This window comes from Psychrobacter sp. DM8 (genome assembly GCF_051307025.1).
In the GTDB taxonomy this organism is placed as follows: domain Bacteria; phylum Pseudomonadota; class Gammaproteobacteria; order Pseudomonadales; family Moraxellaceae; genus Psychrobacter.
Map to the genome: position 1 here is coordinate 219,807 of NZ_CP195538.1, position 17,072 is coordinate 236,878.

At 45.7% G+C, this 17,072-nt stretch carries 15 protein-coding genes and 4 tRNA genes; 8 read left to right on the forward strand and 11 right to left on the reverse strand.

The window, feature by feature from the left end; translation table 11 throughout:
• Positions 1-4: 4 nt before the first annotated feature.
• The 4 genes from ACR64J_RS00995 to ACR64J_RS01010 all read left to right on the forward strand — a co-directional run bounded on the left by ACR64J_RS00995 (position 5) and on the right by ACR64J_RS01010 (position 2,040).
• Complete coding sequence (locus ACR64J_RS00995; protein WP_317199590.1) at positions 5-574, forward strand: YggT family protein; 570 nt, start codon at positions 5-7, stop codon at positions 572-574.
• Positions 575-870: 296 nt separating this feature from the next.
• Positions 871-960: transfer RNA gene (locus tag ACR64J_RS01000), tRNA-Ser, on the forward strand.
• Positions 961-1,114: 154 nt separating this feature from the next.
• A tRNA-Arg gene (locus ACR64J_RS01005) sits at positions 1,115-1,191 on the forward strand.
• Between the two features lie 165 nt (positions 1,192-1,356).
• Complete coding sequence (locus ACR64J_RS01010; RefSeq protein ID WP_435950088.1) at positions 1,357-2,040, forward strand: RDD family protein; 684 nt, start codon at positions 1,357-1,359, stop codon at positions 2,038-2,040.
• 22 nt (positions 2,041-2,062) lie between these two features.
• Here the strand turns inward: ACR64J_RS01010 and ACR64J_RS01015 are convergent, their stop codons facing one another.
• From ACR64J_RS01015 to ACR64J_RS01060, 10 genes are all read right to left on the reverse strand, one after another.
• Positions 2,063-3,031, reverse strand: coding sequence for a calcium/sodium antiporter (locus ACR64J_RS01015; RefSeq protein WP_435950089.1), 969 nt, complete (start codon positions 3,029-3,031; stop codon positions 2,063-2,065).
• Between the two features lie 153 nt (positions 3,032-3,184).
• The gene (gene panD / locus ACR64J_RS01020; RefSeq protein WP_010196068.1) at positions 3,185-3,565 is read right to left on the reverse strand and encodes an aspartate 1-decarboxylase; all 381 of its coding nucleotides are present in this window, start codon (positions 3,563-3,565) and stop codon (positions 3,185-3,187) included.
• 116 nt (positions 3,566-3,681) lie between these two features.
• Positions 3,682-4,263, reverse strand: coding sequence for an aminoacyl-tRNA hydrolase (gene pth, locus ACR64J_RS01025; RefSeq protein ID WP_435950090.1), 582 nt, complete (start codon positions 4,261-4,263; stop codon positions 3,682-3,684).
• Between the two features lie 160 nt (positions 4,264-4,423).
• Entirely contained in the window at positions 4,424-5,128 is a 705-nt protein-coding gene (locus tag ACR64J_RS01030; RefSeq protein ID WP_317199586.1) for a 50S ribosomal protein L25/general stress protein Ctc, read from the reverse strand.
• Positions 5,129-5,446: 318 nt separating this feature from the next.
• Positions 5,447-6,394 carry a ribose-phosphate pyrophosphokinase gene (locus ACR64J_RS01035; RefSeq protein WP_317199585.1) on the reverse strand — a complete coding sequence of 316 codons (948 nt, stop codon included), beginning with the start codon at positions 6,392-6,394 and terminating at the stop codon, positions 5,447-5,449.
• Positions 6,395-6,491: 97 nt separating this feature from the next.
• Positions 6,492-6,567: transfer RNA gene (locus tag ACR64J_RS01040), tRNA-Gln, on the reverse strand.
• A gap of 183 nt (positions 6,568-6,750) precedes the next feature.
• Positions 6,751-6,826: transfer RNA gene (locus ACR64J_RS01045), tRNA-Gln, on the reverse strand.
• A gap of 102 nt (positions 6,827-6,928) precedes the next feature.
• Positions 6,929-7,903, reverse strand: a complete 975-nt coding sequence (gene ispE, locus ACR64J_RS01050) for a 4-(cytidine 5'-diphospho)-2-C-methyl-D-erythritol kinase (RefSeq protein ID WP_435950091.1) — start codon at positions 7,901-7,903, stop codon at positions 6,929-6,931.
• A gap of 49 nt (positions 7,904-7,952) precedes the next feature.
• Positions 7,953-8,591, reverse strand: a complete 639-nt coding sequence (gene lolB, locus ACR64J_RS01055) for a lipoprotein insertase outer membrane protein LolB (protein WP_435950092.1) — start codon at positions 8,589-8,591, stop codon at positions 7,953-7,955.
• A gap of 145 nt (positions 8,592-8,736) precedes the next feature.
• The gene (locus ACR64J_RS01060; protein WP_435950093.1) at positions 8,737-10,611 is read right to left on the reverse strand and encodes a tetratricopeptide repeat protein; all 1,875 of its coding nucleotides are present in this window, start codon (positions 10,609-10,611) and stop codon (positions 8,737-8,739) included.
• A gap of 483 nt (positions 10,612-11,094) precedes the next feature.
• Between ACR64J_RS01060 and hemA the strand changes: the two genes are divergently transcribed.
• The 4 genes from hemA to ACR64J_RS01080 all read left to right on the forward strand — a co-directional run bounded on the left by hemA (position 11,095) and on the right by ACR64J_RS01080 (position 15,124).
• Positions 11,095-12,417, forward strand: a complete 1,323-nt coding sequence (gene hemA, locus ACR64J_RS01065) for a glutamyl-tRNA reductase (protein ID WP_435950094.1) — start codon at positions 11,095-11,097, stop codon at positions 12,415-12,417.
• A gap of 440 nt (positions 12,418-12,857) precedes the next feature.
• Positions 12,858-13,994, forward strand: a complete 1,137-nt coding sequence (locus ACR64J_RS01070; RefSeq protein WP_435950095.1) for an aminotransferase class V-fold PLP-dependent enzyme — start codon at positions 12,858-12,860, stop codon at positions 13,992-13,994.
• A gap of 203 nt (positions 13,995-14,197) precedes the next feature.
• Complete coding sequence (locus ACR64J_RS01075; protein ID WP_435950096.1) at positions 14,198-14,635, forward strand: YeeE/YedE family protein; 438 nt, start codon at positions 14,198-14,200, stop codon at positions 14,633-14,635.
• A 69-nt stretch (positions 14,636-14,704) separates the two neighbouring features.
• A complete protein-coding gene (locus tag ACR64J_RS01080) occupies positions 14,705-15,124 on the forward strand; it encodes a DUF6691 family protein (protein ID WP_435950097.1) in 420 nt (139 codons plus the stop codon).
• Between the two features lie 89 nt (positions 15,125-15,213).
• Here ACR64J_RS01080 and ACR64J_RS01085 read toward each other — a convergent pair whose 3' ends face one another.
• The gene (locus ACR64J_RS01085; RefSeq protein ID WP_435950098.1) at positions 15,214-16,878 is read right to left on the reverse strand and encodes an AMP-binding protein; all 1,665 of its coding nucleotides are present in this window, start codon (positions 16,876-16,878) and stop codon (positions 15,214-15,216) included.
• Positions 16,879-17,072: the final 194 nt, after the last annotated feature.

The following is a 17,072-nucleotide window of genomic DNA, read 5'->3' on the forward strand; positions in this document are numbered from 1 at the left end:
CTCCATGAATAACGCCTTATTACAAGTTTTTGATCTGGTCACCACCTTTGCCATGCTGCTGGTGTTTATACGCTTTATGCTGCAGTTTGCGGATATGGACGCCAGCGACCCTATGATCGCGCCCGCTTATCGAGCCACCCATATCGTCGATGTGTTTGGTCGTATTTTTCCTACCGTAGCGCAAGGTCGCATTAGCATTGCAGCTATTGTTTTGATGCTGCTTATTCGCCTGATTGATATATCAGGCAAGGCGGCTTTGACTCAGCAAGGCATCGCCCCTGTACCGCTATTTTTTACGGGTACCATCAGTTTGGTATTAGACTTTTTGCGTATGTGTCGCTATTTGGTGATAGGCTCTATTATCGTCAGCTGGATTGTCGTATTTACAGGTTCCGTGCATCCTATTGTTAATATCATTATGCGCTTAGCAGAACCTATCCTTGCGCCGTTTCGCCGTATTACCCCAAATCTAGGCATGCTAGATCTCTCACCGATTGTCGCCTTTCTTGCCTTTTATCTGCTTGAGATCTTTATCGGTGGTTTTGCCGCCAGCTTTATGCCTATGTTAGGCTAAGCTATCCTTTAAGATAATTTATACGTCATAATCAAACGCTCTGCTAAGGTAGGGCGTTTTTTATGGCTAAAATATAAATGACTAGTATCAATAGTGGCTTTATCAATAATCCACAACTGAAACTGATCAGACATCATTTTATTAAATAACTATCAAAGCAGGATTAAACGCATGACAAGGCTTGCAATTGGCGATGTCTTTGTTATAATACTCGCCCACGACTAGGACGTATCGATAGCAACGATACTGTATTTGTTACTACAAAGTTTGTTTTTACAAATGTCTTATCTCGTTTCGGTGAAGTGGGTGAGTGGCTGAAACCAGTTCCCTGCTAAGGAACCATACGTTAACGCGTATCGAGGGTTCGAATCCCTCCTTCACCGCCATCTTATTCGGCGATATATAGAGTTTGATGTGTTTTGACAGTAATTTTTATTTTAACTGATAAAAGCATTGACATTAAGTTTGTACTCTATATAATAGCCAACCTAATTTGCTAGAAAAGTGCTATGTCACTGCTCAGTAAATGATGTGCAAAACGCGCCCGTAGCTCAGTTGGATAGAGCACTTGGCTACGAACTAAGGGGTCGGGAGTTCGAATCTCTCCGGGCGCACCATTTGCATTATTAATGTCTAAAAGCATTATAGAGAACTCTAAATCAATCGCCTATCTTTAGATATTTGGCGGTTTTTTTATGTCTGCTCGTTTTGTCATCCGTTTATGATAACAGGCGCAATTGCGGTACAATAGACCTATTGCCTACCTGTTGTGAGCGCCTGCCATGCCAAAAACCTCCAAAAAGCCCTCTGCCAAGACCAAATCAAGAAGCAAAATATCATCACCTACGCAAGCAAAGCCAAAAGTAGCTGCAAAGCTGGCGCATAAGAGCGATGAGCCGACGATTGCTAAACCAACGACTAGAATCGCCGCTATCGTCTATGACGGTATGTTGATACTGGCATTACTGTTCTTGGTAGGGACGGCGCTGACAGTCATAGGAACGCTTGCGACTATGCAGACAGGGACGGAGTCCAATCAAGCGCAGACCTTACCCGTTTGGTACCAAAATGCGGTAATGACGCCGTCTTTTATCTTAACCTTAGTGGGTTTTTATGGACTGTTTTGGCGGCGCGGTGGTCAGACGCTGGGTATGCAGACGTGGCGGTTAAAGACCGTTAACGACACCGGTCATTTGCTTAGCTGGGGACAGGCATTTAAGCGTATCTTAGCGGCAAGTATCATGCCGCTTATCTTTGGTCTTATCGGTAGCCTAATCGGCGGCTCGCGCGCTGTTATGCTGACCAGTGCGTTTTTGGGTTTGATGTTTAATTACGCCTTTTGTCTGTTCAATCGTCGTGGCCTTGCGGTACAAGACATGATCTCAAACACCATTACCCTTAAAATGCCAAGAACAGAGAATGAAGGCTTATGGCGCGTGCTACGCAACCGTAAAGACAGTGAATAAACACAGGCTTGTTTTTGCTTATTTATATAGCGACACTTTGCGATAGCCATAACGTATAACCTACAAATGCCAATATCAAAGTCATACCAGAGACGCGGCCAAATTGACGTTTGGATATAAAAGCAAATAAGCACATCACAAAAAGTAGCACCGTGATACCACCCATTACTAACACATCACGCGATAAGATAACGGGGCTAATATTAATCGGTGCGATGAGCGCGGCAAGTCCCACAACAGCTAAAGTGTTAAAGATATTGGAGCCGATGATATTTCCAAGCGCCATATCATGCTCGCCTTTGCGCGCGGCAGACAAGCTTGCAACCAGCTCAGGCAAGGATGTACCCACAGCAACGATGGTTAAGCCAATAATCAGTTCACTAAGTCCCCAAAGCGTAGCAAGCTCGACTGCACCCCAAACGATCGCACGGGAGCTTAAAATCAATACCGAGAGGCCCAATAGCAGCGCGCCAAGACCACGAATAGCGCTGGTTTCCTGAGCACTATCTAATACAGGGTCGTCTTCATGTTCGTGATTACCCTCTTTCAAACTCAGTACAATCTGGATACCTAATACCGCTATCAACAAAGCAATGAGCACAATGCCGTCAGTATTACTTAAGACGCCATCGTTAAGCTGCCATGCCGCAACGCCAGTGACGAGTAGCAGTAGCGGCATATCACGATTGATAATGCTCTTGCGTATGATAATAGGGCTGATAAGTACCGTTGCGCCAAGTACCAAAGCGATATTAATGATATTGGAGCCATAAGCGTTACCCAGTGCCAGCTCAGGGCTGCCTTCTAAAGCAGCGAGCACTGAGACGACCATTTCAGGTGCTGAGGTGCCAAGTCCTAAGATGACCACACCAATCAAAAAACTGGGTACGTTTAATTTATTAGCTAAGACCACAGCGCCATCAATAAAAACGTCAGCACTCCAGACCAAGATCGCCAGTCCAATAATCACCGCTGTTATCGCTAGCCACATAAATCATACCTCTACAGACATAAAAAAAGCTGAACCCATTTGGATTCAGCCCGAATACTAGCATGCGTACTACGAATACAATAAGAATAAGTGTCTGACTCACTAGTTTTGCAAGTAGCAGACTAGCAACGAATCAGACTAAGCCACTTGTAACTAAGCCACTTGTACAGGAATTATGTTCGCCGTGTCTTTGACCGTATTGTCTTCATTGCAATAGACCAGCTTTGGCTGATAGGTTGACGCTTCAACTTCATCAAAATGCGCATAAGCACAGATGATAACGATATCGCCCAAATCTGCCATATGTGCTGCGGCGCCGTTTAGCGAGATGATACCAGAGCCCGCTTCTGCGCGAATAGCATAAGTGCGAAAGCGCTTGCCGTTGGTAACGTTATAGATGTCGATCGACTCGTTCTCGCGAAGACCGGCGAGGTCCAACAAGTCGCCATCAATACCGCATGAACCTTCGTAATGAAGCTCTGCATGAGTGACGCGGGCACGGTGTAGTTTGCATTTGAGCATATTAAGTAGCATAGGTTGCTTCCTTAGTGTAACGAGTATTAAAAGTGTGACGGGTGCTAAATGAATCAATTCAAGAGGTTAATGGGGGTATGATCACTAAATTAAAAGGGCGCGTTATTACCTCTCTTTTATTCAGGTAATTTAAAGCTATTAATCTGGGAGCGTGCCTTTTCGATATCGCCAGCTAACAGCAACGGCAATGCCTCAAAACTGGCAGACAACGCGCTATCAATAGCAATCTGCTCATCAGGCGCCGCTTTTGAGAGTACATGACCGCTGACCTTTGACTTATGACCTGGGTGACCGATACCGATACGCAGACGATGAAAGTCGTTACCGATATGCGGAGTAATATCGCGCAAACCATTGTGTCCGCCATGCCCGCCATCCGTTTTGAGCTTGATACTGCCTGCTGGGATGTCCAATTCGTCATGAGCGATCAGCAGCTCATGATTATCGATATTATAAAAGTTGACCATAGGCACTACTGACTGCCCCGATTTATTCATAAAAGTCAGCGGTAGTAGCAGGCGCACATCATGTCCATGAATCTGTCCGCGTCCAGTGATACCGTGGAATTTTTTGTCATGGCTCAAGCTGATATTAAATTGCTGCGCTAAATGATGCACGAACCAAAATCCAGCATTGTGACGGGTGAACATATACTGCTCACCAGGATTACCCAAACCCACAATAAGTTTAATGGCCATAAAATACTCATATTTGCTATAAATATATTTTGAAAAGATAGCTGTTAGCTTTTCAAAATGTACTGACAAAAACAGCAGGAGACGATTATCCCCTGCTGCGTATACGGCGTAAGTCTGAATGCTACAAAGCGACTAAAACGCCGTAGCAACCCATAACTTATTACTCGCTATCTGACTCTGAATCGTCGTCAGTCGCTTCTTCGCCTTCGCCGCCTTGCTCAGTAGCAGGAACTTCGTCAGCATCAACTTCGTCAGCATCTTCGTCAACTTCTTCGACTGTTGGTGGCTGCATGTTGACGATAGTACGGTCGTGACCGTCTTCTAATTCAAGCTCAGCGATAACCACGCCTTCTGGCAAGTTGATATCTGATAGACGGAATAGATCACCAATCTCCATACTTGACACATCAACGTCTAGATATTCAGGAAGCTGTGATGGTAGTGCGATGATTTCGACATCAGACACTAGCGTAGACAAGATACCTCCATTAGCAGTACCTGGCGCGTCTTCACGACCACTGAAATGAACTGGGATGTTCATGTTGATTTTCTGGCCCTTAACAATGCGCTGAAAGTCAGCATGCATTGGGAAGCCTTTGGCAGGATGGCGCTGCAAGTCTTTAATAACGACTTGGTGCTCATCGCCTTTGTCTGTAGTGATGGTCAAGATTTGTGAAAAGAACGCTTCGTATTCAAGTGACTTTACCATCTCGTTTAGTTTGATTGAAATAGCGGTTGGTTCTGCACCACCGCCATAAATGATAGCAGGGACTAGGTTCTGCTTACGTAGGCGGCGGCTCGCACCTTTACCTTGTTGCTCAGCAGAGCGGTCAACTGCGTTAATTGCAAAATGATCAATAGCCATGGAATTAATCCTATAGAGTGTATGTGAAGTATCTACTAGTGATCTAAGACTTGCGACCAGTCTATCACCAGATAATTGATACTTATAAAGTAAAGCTTAAAGAGTATAAATCATGCTACTAGCGCCAAAAAACAGACGTCAGCTAAAGATGAATACAGGCGCGCATTATACGTGGTTTTGTAGCAATAATAAAGGCTTATGCCTTTTACCACTTTTAAATAAAAATAGCGCTAAGACTCATAGGGTCTTAACGCTATTTTTATTCAATCATATCTCAATTGATGAAAGTTACGGATTGAGAATTATGAATCAAAACAATTAGGCATCAAACATCGCACTAATAGACTCTTCGTTATTGATACGGCGCAAGCTCTCAGCGAGCATCGGAGCGATAGACACTTGACGAATCTTGGTACAAGCTTTGGCGGCGTCAGATAACGGAATCGTATCGGTGACGACGATCTCATCAAGCTCTGATTCACTGATGTTTTTGAGCGCTTTACCCGATAATACAGGGTGAGTGATATAAGCGAGTACGCGGCGCGCGCCATTTTCTTTGAGCGCTTCAGCAGCCTTGCACAATGTTCCTGCTGTATCGACCATGTCATCGACGATAACGCAATCACGGTCACGGACATCACCGATAATGTGCATCACTTGTGACTCATTAGCGCGCGCGCGGCGCTTGTCGATGATAGCGAGGTCAGCATCGCCCAATTGCTTGGCCATAGCGCGAGCACGAACTACGCCGCCAACGTCAGGTGAGACGACCATGATATTGTCGTAATCTTGTTTTTTGAGATCGTTTAACAGTACCGGCGTACCATAAATGTTATCGACTGGAATATCAAAGAAACCCTGAATCTGATCTGAGTGCAAATCAACAGTCATCACGCGATCGATACTAACGATGTTGAGCATATCAGCGACGACTTTGGCTGAGATGGGTACGCGAGCAGAACGCGGACGGCGATCTTGGCGTGCATAACCGAAGTAGGGCATGACAGCGGTAATACGACCGGCGCTAGAGCGGCGCAAAGCGTCGGCCATCATCATGATTTCCATTAAGTTATCGTTGGTAGGTGCACAGGTGGGCTGCATGATAAACACGTCTTTACCGCGCACGTGTTCTTTGATTTCCACAGCAATTTCGCCATCAGAAAAACGGGTAATATCAGCTTTACCAAGAGGAATATGTAGGTGGTCTGCTACGGTTTTCGCAAGTTCTGGATGGGCACTACCCGTAAAAATTGCCAAATAAGGCATGACTGAAGTCCTATTGATTGACTCAAGCAGCGACCGCAAAGCAGTATCTAACTGCTCAAATGTAGAAAAAAGAGGGGTATATCATTACAGTAGAAAATGGCAGGGGTAGCTGGACTCGAACCAACGGATGTCAGGATCAAAACCTGATGCCTTACCAACTTGGCTATACCCCTGTAAGGTCTTGCTCTACCAGTACTATTTGAAAAGTATCAAAATGGCATGATAGTCGATCATGTCAGCAGTAAAATAAAGTTATTTATCGCTGACTTATCCTAACGGTGTTCGTTGCGAACTATACCGAAAGTAGGAGGGTGTTGTCAATTGCTATCATAAAATGCAGCAATACAAACTAAAAATGGCAGGGGTAGCTGGACTCGAACCAACGGATGTCAGGATCAAAACCTGATGCCTTACCAACTTGGCTATACCCCTTTAAGGCGACCTATTATAATCAAATTTGCAGATTTTGCAAGGCTTTTCGGCCTTTTTACAGGGTTTATTATTAACAGATTAACGATGAGATATTTGAATAAGTTAGATTTGATTGTAGGGTGGCAGACTATTTACGACATAAGCTGGACAAGGCGCGCCGTGAGTCCACTTCGTCAGTATGCTTTTATCAGCAGCCACACTCGCCTCTAACGGCAAAAAAACGGCGCTACCAGACCCCGTCATTCTCGCTGTGCCTAGAGCTTGCGACTCTAAACCTTGCAAGTAATTTAGTGCTTTTTCAACCGCAGGAGCTAAGCTTGTGACCACAGGCGTAAAGACATTCTTAAAAGGTGCATTTAAATGTTGCACATAATCATGGGTTTGATTTTTTATAGCGTCGATAGATAAAGGCGTAATATTACGACTTAATTTAGGATGGGCAAATAGTTTAGCAGTATTCACATGCGCATCGGGCGTAAGAATCAGATAGTGATGAGCAGGCAAATCAATTGCCGTTAGCTCCTCACCGATTCCCATAGCGATAGCATCCTGCCCATAAATAAATATAGGCACATCCGCACCAATAGTGGTAGCGATTTTGATTAGCTCGTTTTGATTGAGTTTAAATTGCCACAGCTCGTTGAGCGCTAGCAAAGTGGTCGCCGCATTAGAGGAGCCACCGCCCAAGCCTGCGCCCATAGGCAGATGCTTATCTAAAGTAATGCGAACCGCTTGCAGGGATTTTGGCATCTCTCCTATTGTAATAATAGAAGATAGCAGCGCTTTTGCCCCTTTAAAGATGAGGTTTTGTTCTACATTGTCAGTAATGCTATCCGCGCCAGCAAGGATGATGAGCTGATGACAAAGGCGAGTCGCTTGCTGATTCGCATCCGCGCTATCTGTAGTTACCGCGCTGATATCGACCTGCGCACTGAGCAAAAAATGCAAATAATCGCCCCAATCAAGCAGACGAAAGACGGTTTGCAGATTATGATAACCATCGCCGCGTTTGCCTGTGATATGCAAAAACAGATTAATCTTGGCAGGGGACAAGCGCGTGATAGTGTGAGTCGTCATATAGTTTTGCGTCGTAGATAAAGTAGGGTCAATATATCAGCAGTGCAATTTAACGATCTTGATGATTAATGGTCATAATGACCTTTTGACCTTGCGGCTGCGTGGCGCTAATTTTGTTAGGCAACGTATCAGCGCCTTTATATGTAAAGTTTGCAGTCCAAGGCCCATTGACTGAGCTGATCAGGCGGTTTTGCGCGTCCACTTGTGCATCGCTATCTGAGGGCGCAGGGCGACCCGATATCCAGTAGGGCATTTGTGAGATAGGCGCTTGCCAGCCTGTGGCCTTTAGCAATAATGTCTCTGGATCATCAGCGGTGAGCGTACCTGTCTTTTCGCTGACCAGTGTCGCCGTTTGACCATTGTATTCAATATTGGTTTTGCCAATGCCTAACGCGCCAATGAGTTCAATAGCGAAGCGATCGTCTTGTTGACCCCAAGCGTAGAATGCACTACCGCCTTGCGTGCCAGGGTTTTGTGCGCTATCACTAGGGGTAGGCATAGTGACGCCAATCTTGCCATTAATAGTAAAGTCATCGAGTTTTTGCGCTTGTACGGTAGGGCTGCTGGTAATAGGCGTTTTAGCGCTTTGTAACGATTGGCAGCCAGAGGTAATCAATATAGCAGAAGTTATGGCAGCCAATGTAGATAGACGGGTGTTCAATGGCGTTTTTGATAATAAAGATGACATGATTATTCCTCAAAAGGGATGCAAATTTTTGTGTGTTTAGCAGTGATGTGCTTAGCAGTACAGCTTACGCGCCATTTGTTACTCGGTTATGCCTTTTATAAGCGACATTGTTTTTGAACGTTTTGCTGCTGATAACTTCTGACAATCAGTAAAGCTGAATACGGTCATTGACGTTTTGTTGTCCAAAAGAGAAGCGTTTTTGCAGGTCTATGAGTAGCATTCTAACTCTGTCATCATCGCCTAAGCCCTGATAAGCTCGCAATAGCAGCACCCCAGACTCTAAGGTTGGTAGCACATCATAAGGCGTTTGCAGATAGCTGATCACTTGTGCGTAATTATCGTTTGCAAGCGCATTATCTGCCAGCACATTGAGCGCTTGCAAGTGCAAACCGTTATCGTAACGCAGGTCATCATAGCGAATCTGAACGATAGCTTTTGCTAGAGCTAAGCCTTGCTCAGAATTTCTATCATTGGCAAGTAACAGTCGTGCGTAGCTTAGTTTATAAGATAAGTTATTGGGCTTAAGCGTCTGCAAATGATTGAGTAAAGTGCGCTTGATGACATAATCACTGCGATCATCAAGTAATTGTACGCGCGCAAATAACAGGTCTTCGTTATCAGGATACTCGCGGCTAGCACGTGCCAAGAGCATTTGTGCTTTGTCCTTTTGCTCTTGCTGCCACAAGATATCTGCCTGCATAATATAAGCCTCAGGTGCAAATATCTCAAACTGCTGGCGTAGCTTTTCTAAAGTGGCAATAGCCGCCTCGATATTATTATCATTGAGCTCAAAGGCCACTACTTTTTTGCGGGCAGCAAGCACTAAATCCTCTTGCATAACGCCGCTTAGATAATATTTGGCCTGATCAAAGCGCTGCTGGCGCTCGGCACTAATACCTAGGTAATAATACGCTTGATCGAGATAACTGGTGCTCTTTGCCAGTTGGTTAAGCAGCCTATCTGCGCTAGGGTATTCTTCGATATCTAAGCTCACAAGGGCAGCAAGCAAAGTAATCTCCGCATCATCCTCAAAGCGCTTATTGGCAACAAGCAGCAACTCCCACGCTTCACGGCTTTGATTTAAATCGAGTAAGTAGCGAATCTCATATAGGTACAAGCTCTTGTTAGAGGGATTGCGCAGGCGCGATTGAGTAAGGTAGTTGGTAACAGTGCTTGAGGACTCAAGCTTACGTAAGATATCGGCTTTGAGGGTAATAAAAGGCACGTAGTCTGGTTGACGCAGTAGGGCACGGTCGATATGTACAAGGGCGACTTCTGGCTCGTCGAACTGCAATGATAAGCCTGCTTTGAGTACTGATAGCGAGGCGTTTTGCGCGCTATCAATAAGCTGCAAAGCCGCTAGTAGCTCGCGTCTGTCCTCATCAGTTTCAGGATAAATACCGACCAAAACTTCGCTCAAATCCGCTCTTGGATCATCTTGCAATATCAGCGTGAGCGTCTCGGCGGCTAAAGGATAATCATGCGCTTTGAGCGCTAAATGGGCGACATAAAACCAAGCGGGCGCGTGCTCAGGATTGCGCTCTTGCCATGCTTTGGCAAAGGCTAAGGATGACTCAAACCCTTCACTGCGCAGCGATAAGCTCAGCGCGCGCTCAAAGACCGCCGTTGCCTCTTCTTTAAAGGCTTGCTGCTTATAAATAGCCAGCGCGCGCGGCATATTACTGCGATCTGCTGCAAACTCAGCGTCGAGCAGTGCATATAAGCTTGGCTCATTAATCGTTGCAGATTTATTTATCAAATCATCACTAAACTCGTCTTCATCCTCAAAAGTATCAGCGCGTTGTATATTGATATCTTGGGTAATTGATAAGGTATCATTAAGGCTGGCACTGGCACTGGCACTGGCATAAGCAGGTGCTCCTAAGCACAGACAAGCGGCCAACACCAAAGTTAGCTTGTGCTGATGACACAGACGATCGACAATCTTGCGCCATAGCGCTCGAAGGTTTATATCATCATACGCGCGCTGTAGTTGCAACGAAGTACCAAAAAGTTTCATATATAGCAGTGCTTGCCTGTGATCGCATCAAAAGCGGCTAAACGAGGAAGTAGTCTTATCATATTATGGATAGCGATTAGACTTATTATAGCCAAGCCGATTTAGTTTAACGTAACTGTTCTTACTGTTCTTACTAGAGTTAGTAGCTCAGCTCATTATAAGAGGAGACGTTTGTGATAAACAATAGCGTCCTTGTTACTCAAAAAGTAGGGCTAAAATTTGCCCTAACAAGGGCAATAAATGCGCTCAATAAATGACTGCTAAGACGCCTTGGAGTAGTTGATTTGTGCTGTCAGCGCCCAGATACAGATAAACAGCACTAGGGTTACTGGGCAAGTATTAAATAAACCTTGTAAGAGTGATACAATAGGCGACTTTTATTGCATCTGTCTTTTCGTGCATAGGTGTAGCAGTTGCCTTTAATAACGCCTTTATAAGTCAAGTGAGTCTTGACGGGCGAGTTATATAGACGGTCTATCGATAATGAGATTAGTGGTCATTGGGGTCAATCACAAAACCGCACCAGTCGCTCTACGTGAGCGCTTGGCGCTTGTTGGTGAGGATGTCAATACTGCGCTTGAGCAGTTGGAACGCTTTACCGATGGTAGCGTAATTGTCTCTACATGCAACCGTACTGAGATCTATGCGCTCGTGCCGCAAGAGGCTGATGCAGGTTCTGTAACTTCTGTATCCTCAGCTTTAGTGAGTGCGCACATTTTACGTATAAAAACTTGGCTTGCTACTTTTAAGCAGATCGCGCTTACTGAGATTGATGACTATCTATATGTGCACCGTGATACTCATGCTTTAACGCACTGGCTACGAGTGGCCGCAGGTCTGGATTCTATGATACTCGGTGAGCCGCAGATACTTGGCCAAATCAAGCAAGCAGTGCATTTAGCGCAAAATGAGAAAGCTCTGACCAATCAGCTAGGCTGGATTGTCGATCAGGTCTTCGCCTCCGCTAAGCGCGTCCGCAATGAGACGCAAGTGGGCGCCCAAGCAGTATCACTCGGCTTTGCAGCGGCTAAGCTTGCCACCCAGATATTTGATAACCTGCCCAGTCGCACGCTATTGGTTGTTGCCGCAGGCGAGATGAATCGCTTGGTAGCGACCCATATCGCAGGTTTAGGTATCGGGCGCGTTATCATCTGTAATCGCAGTCCTGAGCGCGCTCAAATTTTGGCCGATGAGCTACGACACGCAAACTGTCAAGTTGAGGTGCGTACGCTCCAAGATTTGCCGCAAGTGTTATCTGAGGCGGACATTGTCAGCAGTTGTAGCGGTAGCATGGATCTATTGATTGATAAAAGTATGGCGATGCAAGCGCTCAAACGTCGCCGTTATCAGCCGATGCTGATGGTGGATCTGGCAGTACCACGCGATATCGATGCTAGTATTAGTCAGATAGATGACATTTACTTGTACTCAGTTGATGACTTGCAACACGTTATCGCTGGCAACATCGAACAGCGTCGCCAAGCCGCTGTTGACGCTGAGCTATTAGTCAGTCAGCTCGTCGTTGAGATGGAGCGAAGTTTCGCTGTGCGTCAAGTGGGCCGTGATATTCAAGAGTATCGCTTGCGCACTCACGATCAAGTCGACAAATTGCTAAGTGAATCCATCGCAAAGCTTACAGATGGTGAAGCTAATGCTGAGGATATCGTCATCGAGCTGACGCGCCGTTTAACGCAGACACTCACTCACGCGCCATCGAAATTGATGCGTAAAGCGGCGCGAGAAGGTGATAGTGAATTGCTAAATTTTGTGGTTTCAGGATTAAATGAATCCTACCGTCGCCGTTAGGCTTTTGTTTAATATATGCTAGAATCGATACGATACAAACAGCATCATGATCTAGGCTGCCAAGCTCAAACTAAGTGAGCGCTTAAACGAGTATGACTTAAGGCGTGTTTGATATTCGATCATGGCACTGACAGAGACTATTTTTTAGTCGCTGCTCTTAAATTAGAAGCAAGATAAAAAAAGTAAGTTTAGTCATTCTAAGCGTCTATTTTTATCAAAGGAGCGGCAAAAAAGAGTCCTGTCCTTCCAGGCTGATGCTAAAATTGCTCCATACTGTGTTGCAAGTCTAGCTAAGGTCTGGACATTATCTTCGACTCGCGCCGTGTCTGGAACCATTTTAGCGATCAGCAGTGCTCATTTATGAATTATCAAATACGCCTTAATCTTTACCATAACACTTTTAAATTCTATTTTAATAAATTACCAACTAGGAGCACGCCATGACCGCATTACGTCAAGATATCGATCCCAACGGCTTATTAGAGTATTCAGTGGTTTACACCGATCGCGCTTTAAACCATATGTCAAAGGCATTTCAGCAGGTCATGAATGATCTATCTAGTGAGCTTAAGTCAGTTTATAACGCTGACGCTGTGGTCATCGTCCCTGGTGCGGGCACTTATGGTATGGAAGCGGTTGCCAATCAGTTGGCCCGTGATGAGGACTGCCTTATCATCCGTAATGGTTGGTTTAGCTACCGCTGGACACAGATTTTAGAAAAAGGCAAGATCGCCAAATCCTCTACCGTTTTGACAGCCAATCGTACTGATGACACTGAGGCGCCAAAACCCTTTGCGCCAGTCGATATCGATGAAGCTGTCGCCAAGATTAAAGCCGAAAAACCGGCGATTGTCTTTGCGCCGCATGTTGAAACCTCAGCGGGTATCATTTTGCCTAATGACTATATCAAGGCATTGAGTGATGCCACGCATAGCGTGGGTGGTCTACTCGTCATCGACTGTATCGCCTCAGGCTGCGTCTGGCTCGATATGAAAGACTTGGGTATTGATGTACTCATTAGCGCCCCGCAAAAAGGCTGGAGCAGCACCCCTTGCGCCGGTCTTGTGATGCTAAGCGATGCCGCTGTCAAAAAGGTAGAGGAGACTGAATCTACCAGCTTCAGCCTAGATCTAAAGCAGTGGCTCACTATCATGCGCGCTTATGAAAACGGCGGTCATGCTTATCATGCCACGATGCCAACTGATGGTTTGCGTCAGTTCCGCGATACTATTTTGGAGGCCAAAGCAGTCGGCTTTGATACATTATCTGATGCGCAGTGGGAGCTTGGCAAGCGTGTTCGCGACGTACTAGAGGGCCGAGGCATTGAAAGCGTAGCGGCTGATGGTTTCAAAGCGCCAGGCGTTGTGGTCTCTTATACCGATCGTGACGATATGCATAAAGGCGCGGCCTTCGCTGAGGCGGGCATGCAGATTGCCGCAGGCGTTCCTCTAAAAGTCGGTGAGCCTGAGAGCTTTAAGACCTTCCGTTTGGGTCTATTTGGTCTTGATAAACTAACAGATGTCGACGGTGCGGTAGCGCGTTTTGAGTCAGTTCTTGATGAGGTCGTTGCTAAGTAATCACTCTATTCACTAAGTGTTAAACCCATTAAGTTTTGATGAATTAAAAAGTGCTGAGTCTATCTATTTTATGGCTTAGCACTTTTTTTGGCTATTTGTTATGTTTTATAATATAATGTTTTTTTATAAATAGATGCTGTCGATTTTATAGGTATTTGATATCGGCACGCCTCTAACTAGCATATTTAAATTGAGTAACAATTATGAGCATACAAATTGATTGGCAAGCCTTTACGCCTATCTCCTTGGTAGGCGGTCTTATCATAGGCGTGGCCACCGTAGTGCTACTGTTAGGCATCGGGCGCATTGCGGGCATTAGTGGCATTAGTGCAAGCTTACTTAAACCTAAACGCGTTGAGCTGTGGCAGATATTATTTGTCTTAGGTCTGATTGTCTCGCCGATACTGTATCAGCTTATCGCGCCGCTACCGCCTATGGAGGTGACCGGCTCATTGCCGTTACTTATTGGCGCAGGGCTACTGGTTGGCTTTGGTACGCGTTTGGGTTCTGGCTGCACCAGTGGTCATGGTATCTGTGGTAACGCGCGCTTGTCACCACGCTCAATGGTGGCGACCGTAACTTTTATGCTCTTTGGCATTCTCACCGTTTATATCGGCAGACAAGTATTGGGTTTGATTTAGCCTTAAACTGATTTAAAAGGTGAGTTGGTTGAGAGGCCATAGTCAATAATAGATGATAAAGAGAAGACAATGCTAAAAAATATAATCGGATTACTAGTTGGTTTGCTATTTGGGTTTGGGCTGCTGATATCAGGCATGACCAATCCTGAAAAGGTCTTAGGGTTTTTGGATGTCTTTGGCGCTTGGGATATCTCACTAGCACTTGTCATGGGCAGCGGCTTAGCGGTAGCTCTGGTTGGTGTGCAATTGGCGCGGCGTCAAAAGCTGAGCTGGATCGGTACTGAAATTGATATGCCAGGCAAAACAGTCATCACCAAAAGACTTATTATCGGTGCCATGATGTTCGGTATCGGTTGGGGTCTGGTTGGTATTTGCCCAGGCCCAGGTATCGTGTTACTGGGTACAGGAGCGTGGCAAGCCTTTATATTTATCCCTGCGATGATCGTTGGGATGCTTTCCTTTCAATGGCTTGAGCCAAAAATAAGCTAGTATTAACAAAGCAAATAAAACAAGGCTCCGTCTAAAAAATAGACGGAGCCTTTTTGATATTTTAGCGCAGATAATTTAAAACCATATCGCTACTTTGCACTGGAGGTCACCTTTGGTGTCTCGTGAGCAAGTGAAATAGCCGCTTGGCGCAGCTCAAATTTTTGTACTTTACCGGTACTGGTTTTGGGTATTTCGGCAAAGACGATATATTTAGGTACTTTAAAACCTGCTAAATGCTCTTTGCAATGCGCGATGACGTGATCGCGTTGTAGCGTGCTGCCTTCATGAATCTCGATAAAGGCGACAGGCACTTCACCCCAGCGCTCATCAGGGGCGGCGACTACTGCGCAGCTTTCGACCTCAGGCATTTTGTACAAGACGTTTTCGACTTCGATACTGGAGATATTTTCACCACCTGAGATGATAATGTCCTTGAGTCTATCCATGATTTTGATATAGCCATCAGGGTATTTGACTCCTAAGTCACCAGTACGGAACCAACCATCTTTGAATGCTGCTTCAGTCGCTTTACGGCTCTTGAGATAACCTTTCATGATCATATTACCGCGTAGTGCCAGCTCGCCCATCTCCTCACCATCAGCGGCAACCGGTTCGCTCGTACCTTGTCTAAGCACCTCAAACCCTGTCATTAGATGCGAGCGTACGCCTTGACGCGATTTCATTTGCGCGCGTCCTGTCACATCAAGATCATCCCACTGGTCTTGCTCGGCACAGACAGTGACGGGTCCATACACTTCGGTCAGCCCGTAAACGTGAGAGATATCAAAGCCCATAGCTTCCATAGCAGCAAGCATGGTTTCTGACGGCGGCGCGCCTGCGACCCAGCCTTTGACGTTATGATTAATAGCGTCTTTATGCCTTGCCTCCCCACCTGCGATCATATTGTGGACGATAGGGGCAGCGCAGTAATGACTAACCTTGTGCTTAGCGATGATCTGTAATATCAAATTGCCATCGATTTTGCGCAGGCAGACGTTAGTGCCTGCACGCTCAGCGATAGTCCACGGAAAGCACCAGCCGTTACAATGAAACATAGGCAGCGTCCATAGGTACAGCGGATGCTTTGGCATATCCCAATCTAGAATGTTGGAGACTGCGTTTAGCGCGGCGCCGCGATGATGATAGACCACGCCTTTGGGGGTGCCTGTGGTACCAGAGGTGTAGTTGAGGGCGATCGCTTCCCATTCGTCTTCAGGTTTTTCCCAATTATCCAGACGATCTGAGCTGGCGATTAGCTCTTCATAGCTCATTTTACCAAAGCGTTCCACATCAAGAGCGCTATCTGTGGCATGAATGACGATCAGATTAGGAAAGGTCTCATCGATAATCTCAGCCAAGTCAGCAAACTCGCTATCCATGATCAAAACTTTGGCTTCAGAATGCTGCACGCAAAAGGTTAGCGCATTGATATCAAGGCGTGTATTTAGCGTACACAGTACGCCGCCTGACATGGGCACACCAAAAGCGACCTCTACCATGGCTGGCGTATTAGGCAGCATGACAGCCACCGTATCGTTTTTATCCACACCTAATTTGCGCAAGCTATCAGATAACTGGCGGCAACGGGTATAGGTCTGCGCCCAAGTTTGAGTTAATTCGTTATGCTCAAGGTCATCATAGATGATAGCGGTCTTATCAGGATAAACTTGAGCGCTACGAATAATAAAATCAATAGGGGTGAGCGGCTGGTAATTGGCAGCGTTTTTGCCAAGACCTGTGTGAAAGTCGGTCATTATGATAGTCCTTTATCGTATTTGGGTGGCGATTGTCTTTATAATAACGGCTCTTAGGCGAACAGCTAGCCTTTATTATAGCCAAAGACACGTCAAAAGTGGGCTTAATTTGGGATGATTTTTAAGAGGCCTTGAGCCTACTGATATTGATATTGATCTAATGCTCACTCATCAGTCGTTTGTCCGCATAGCTG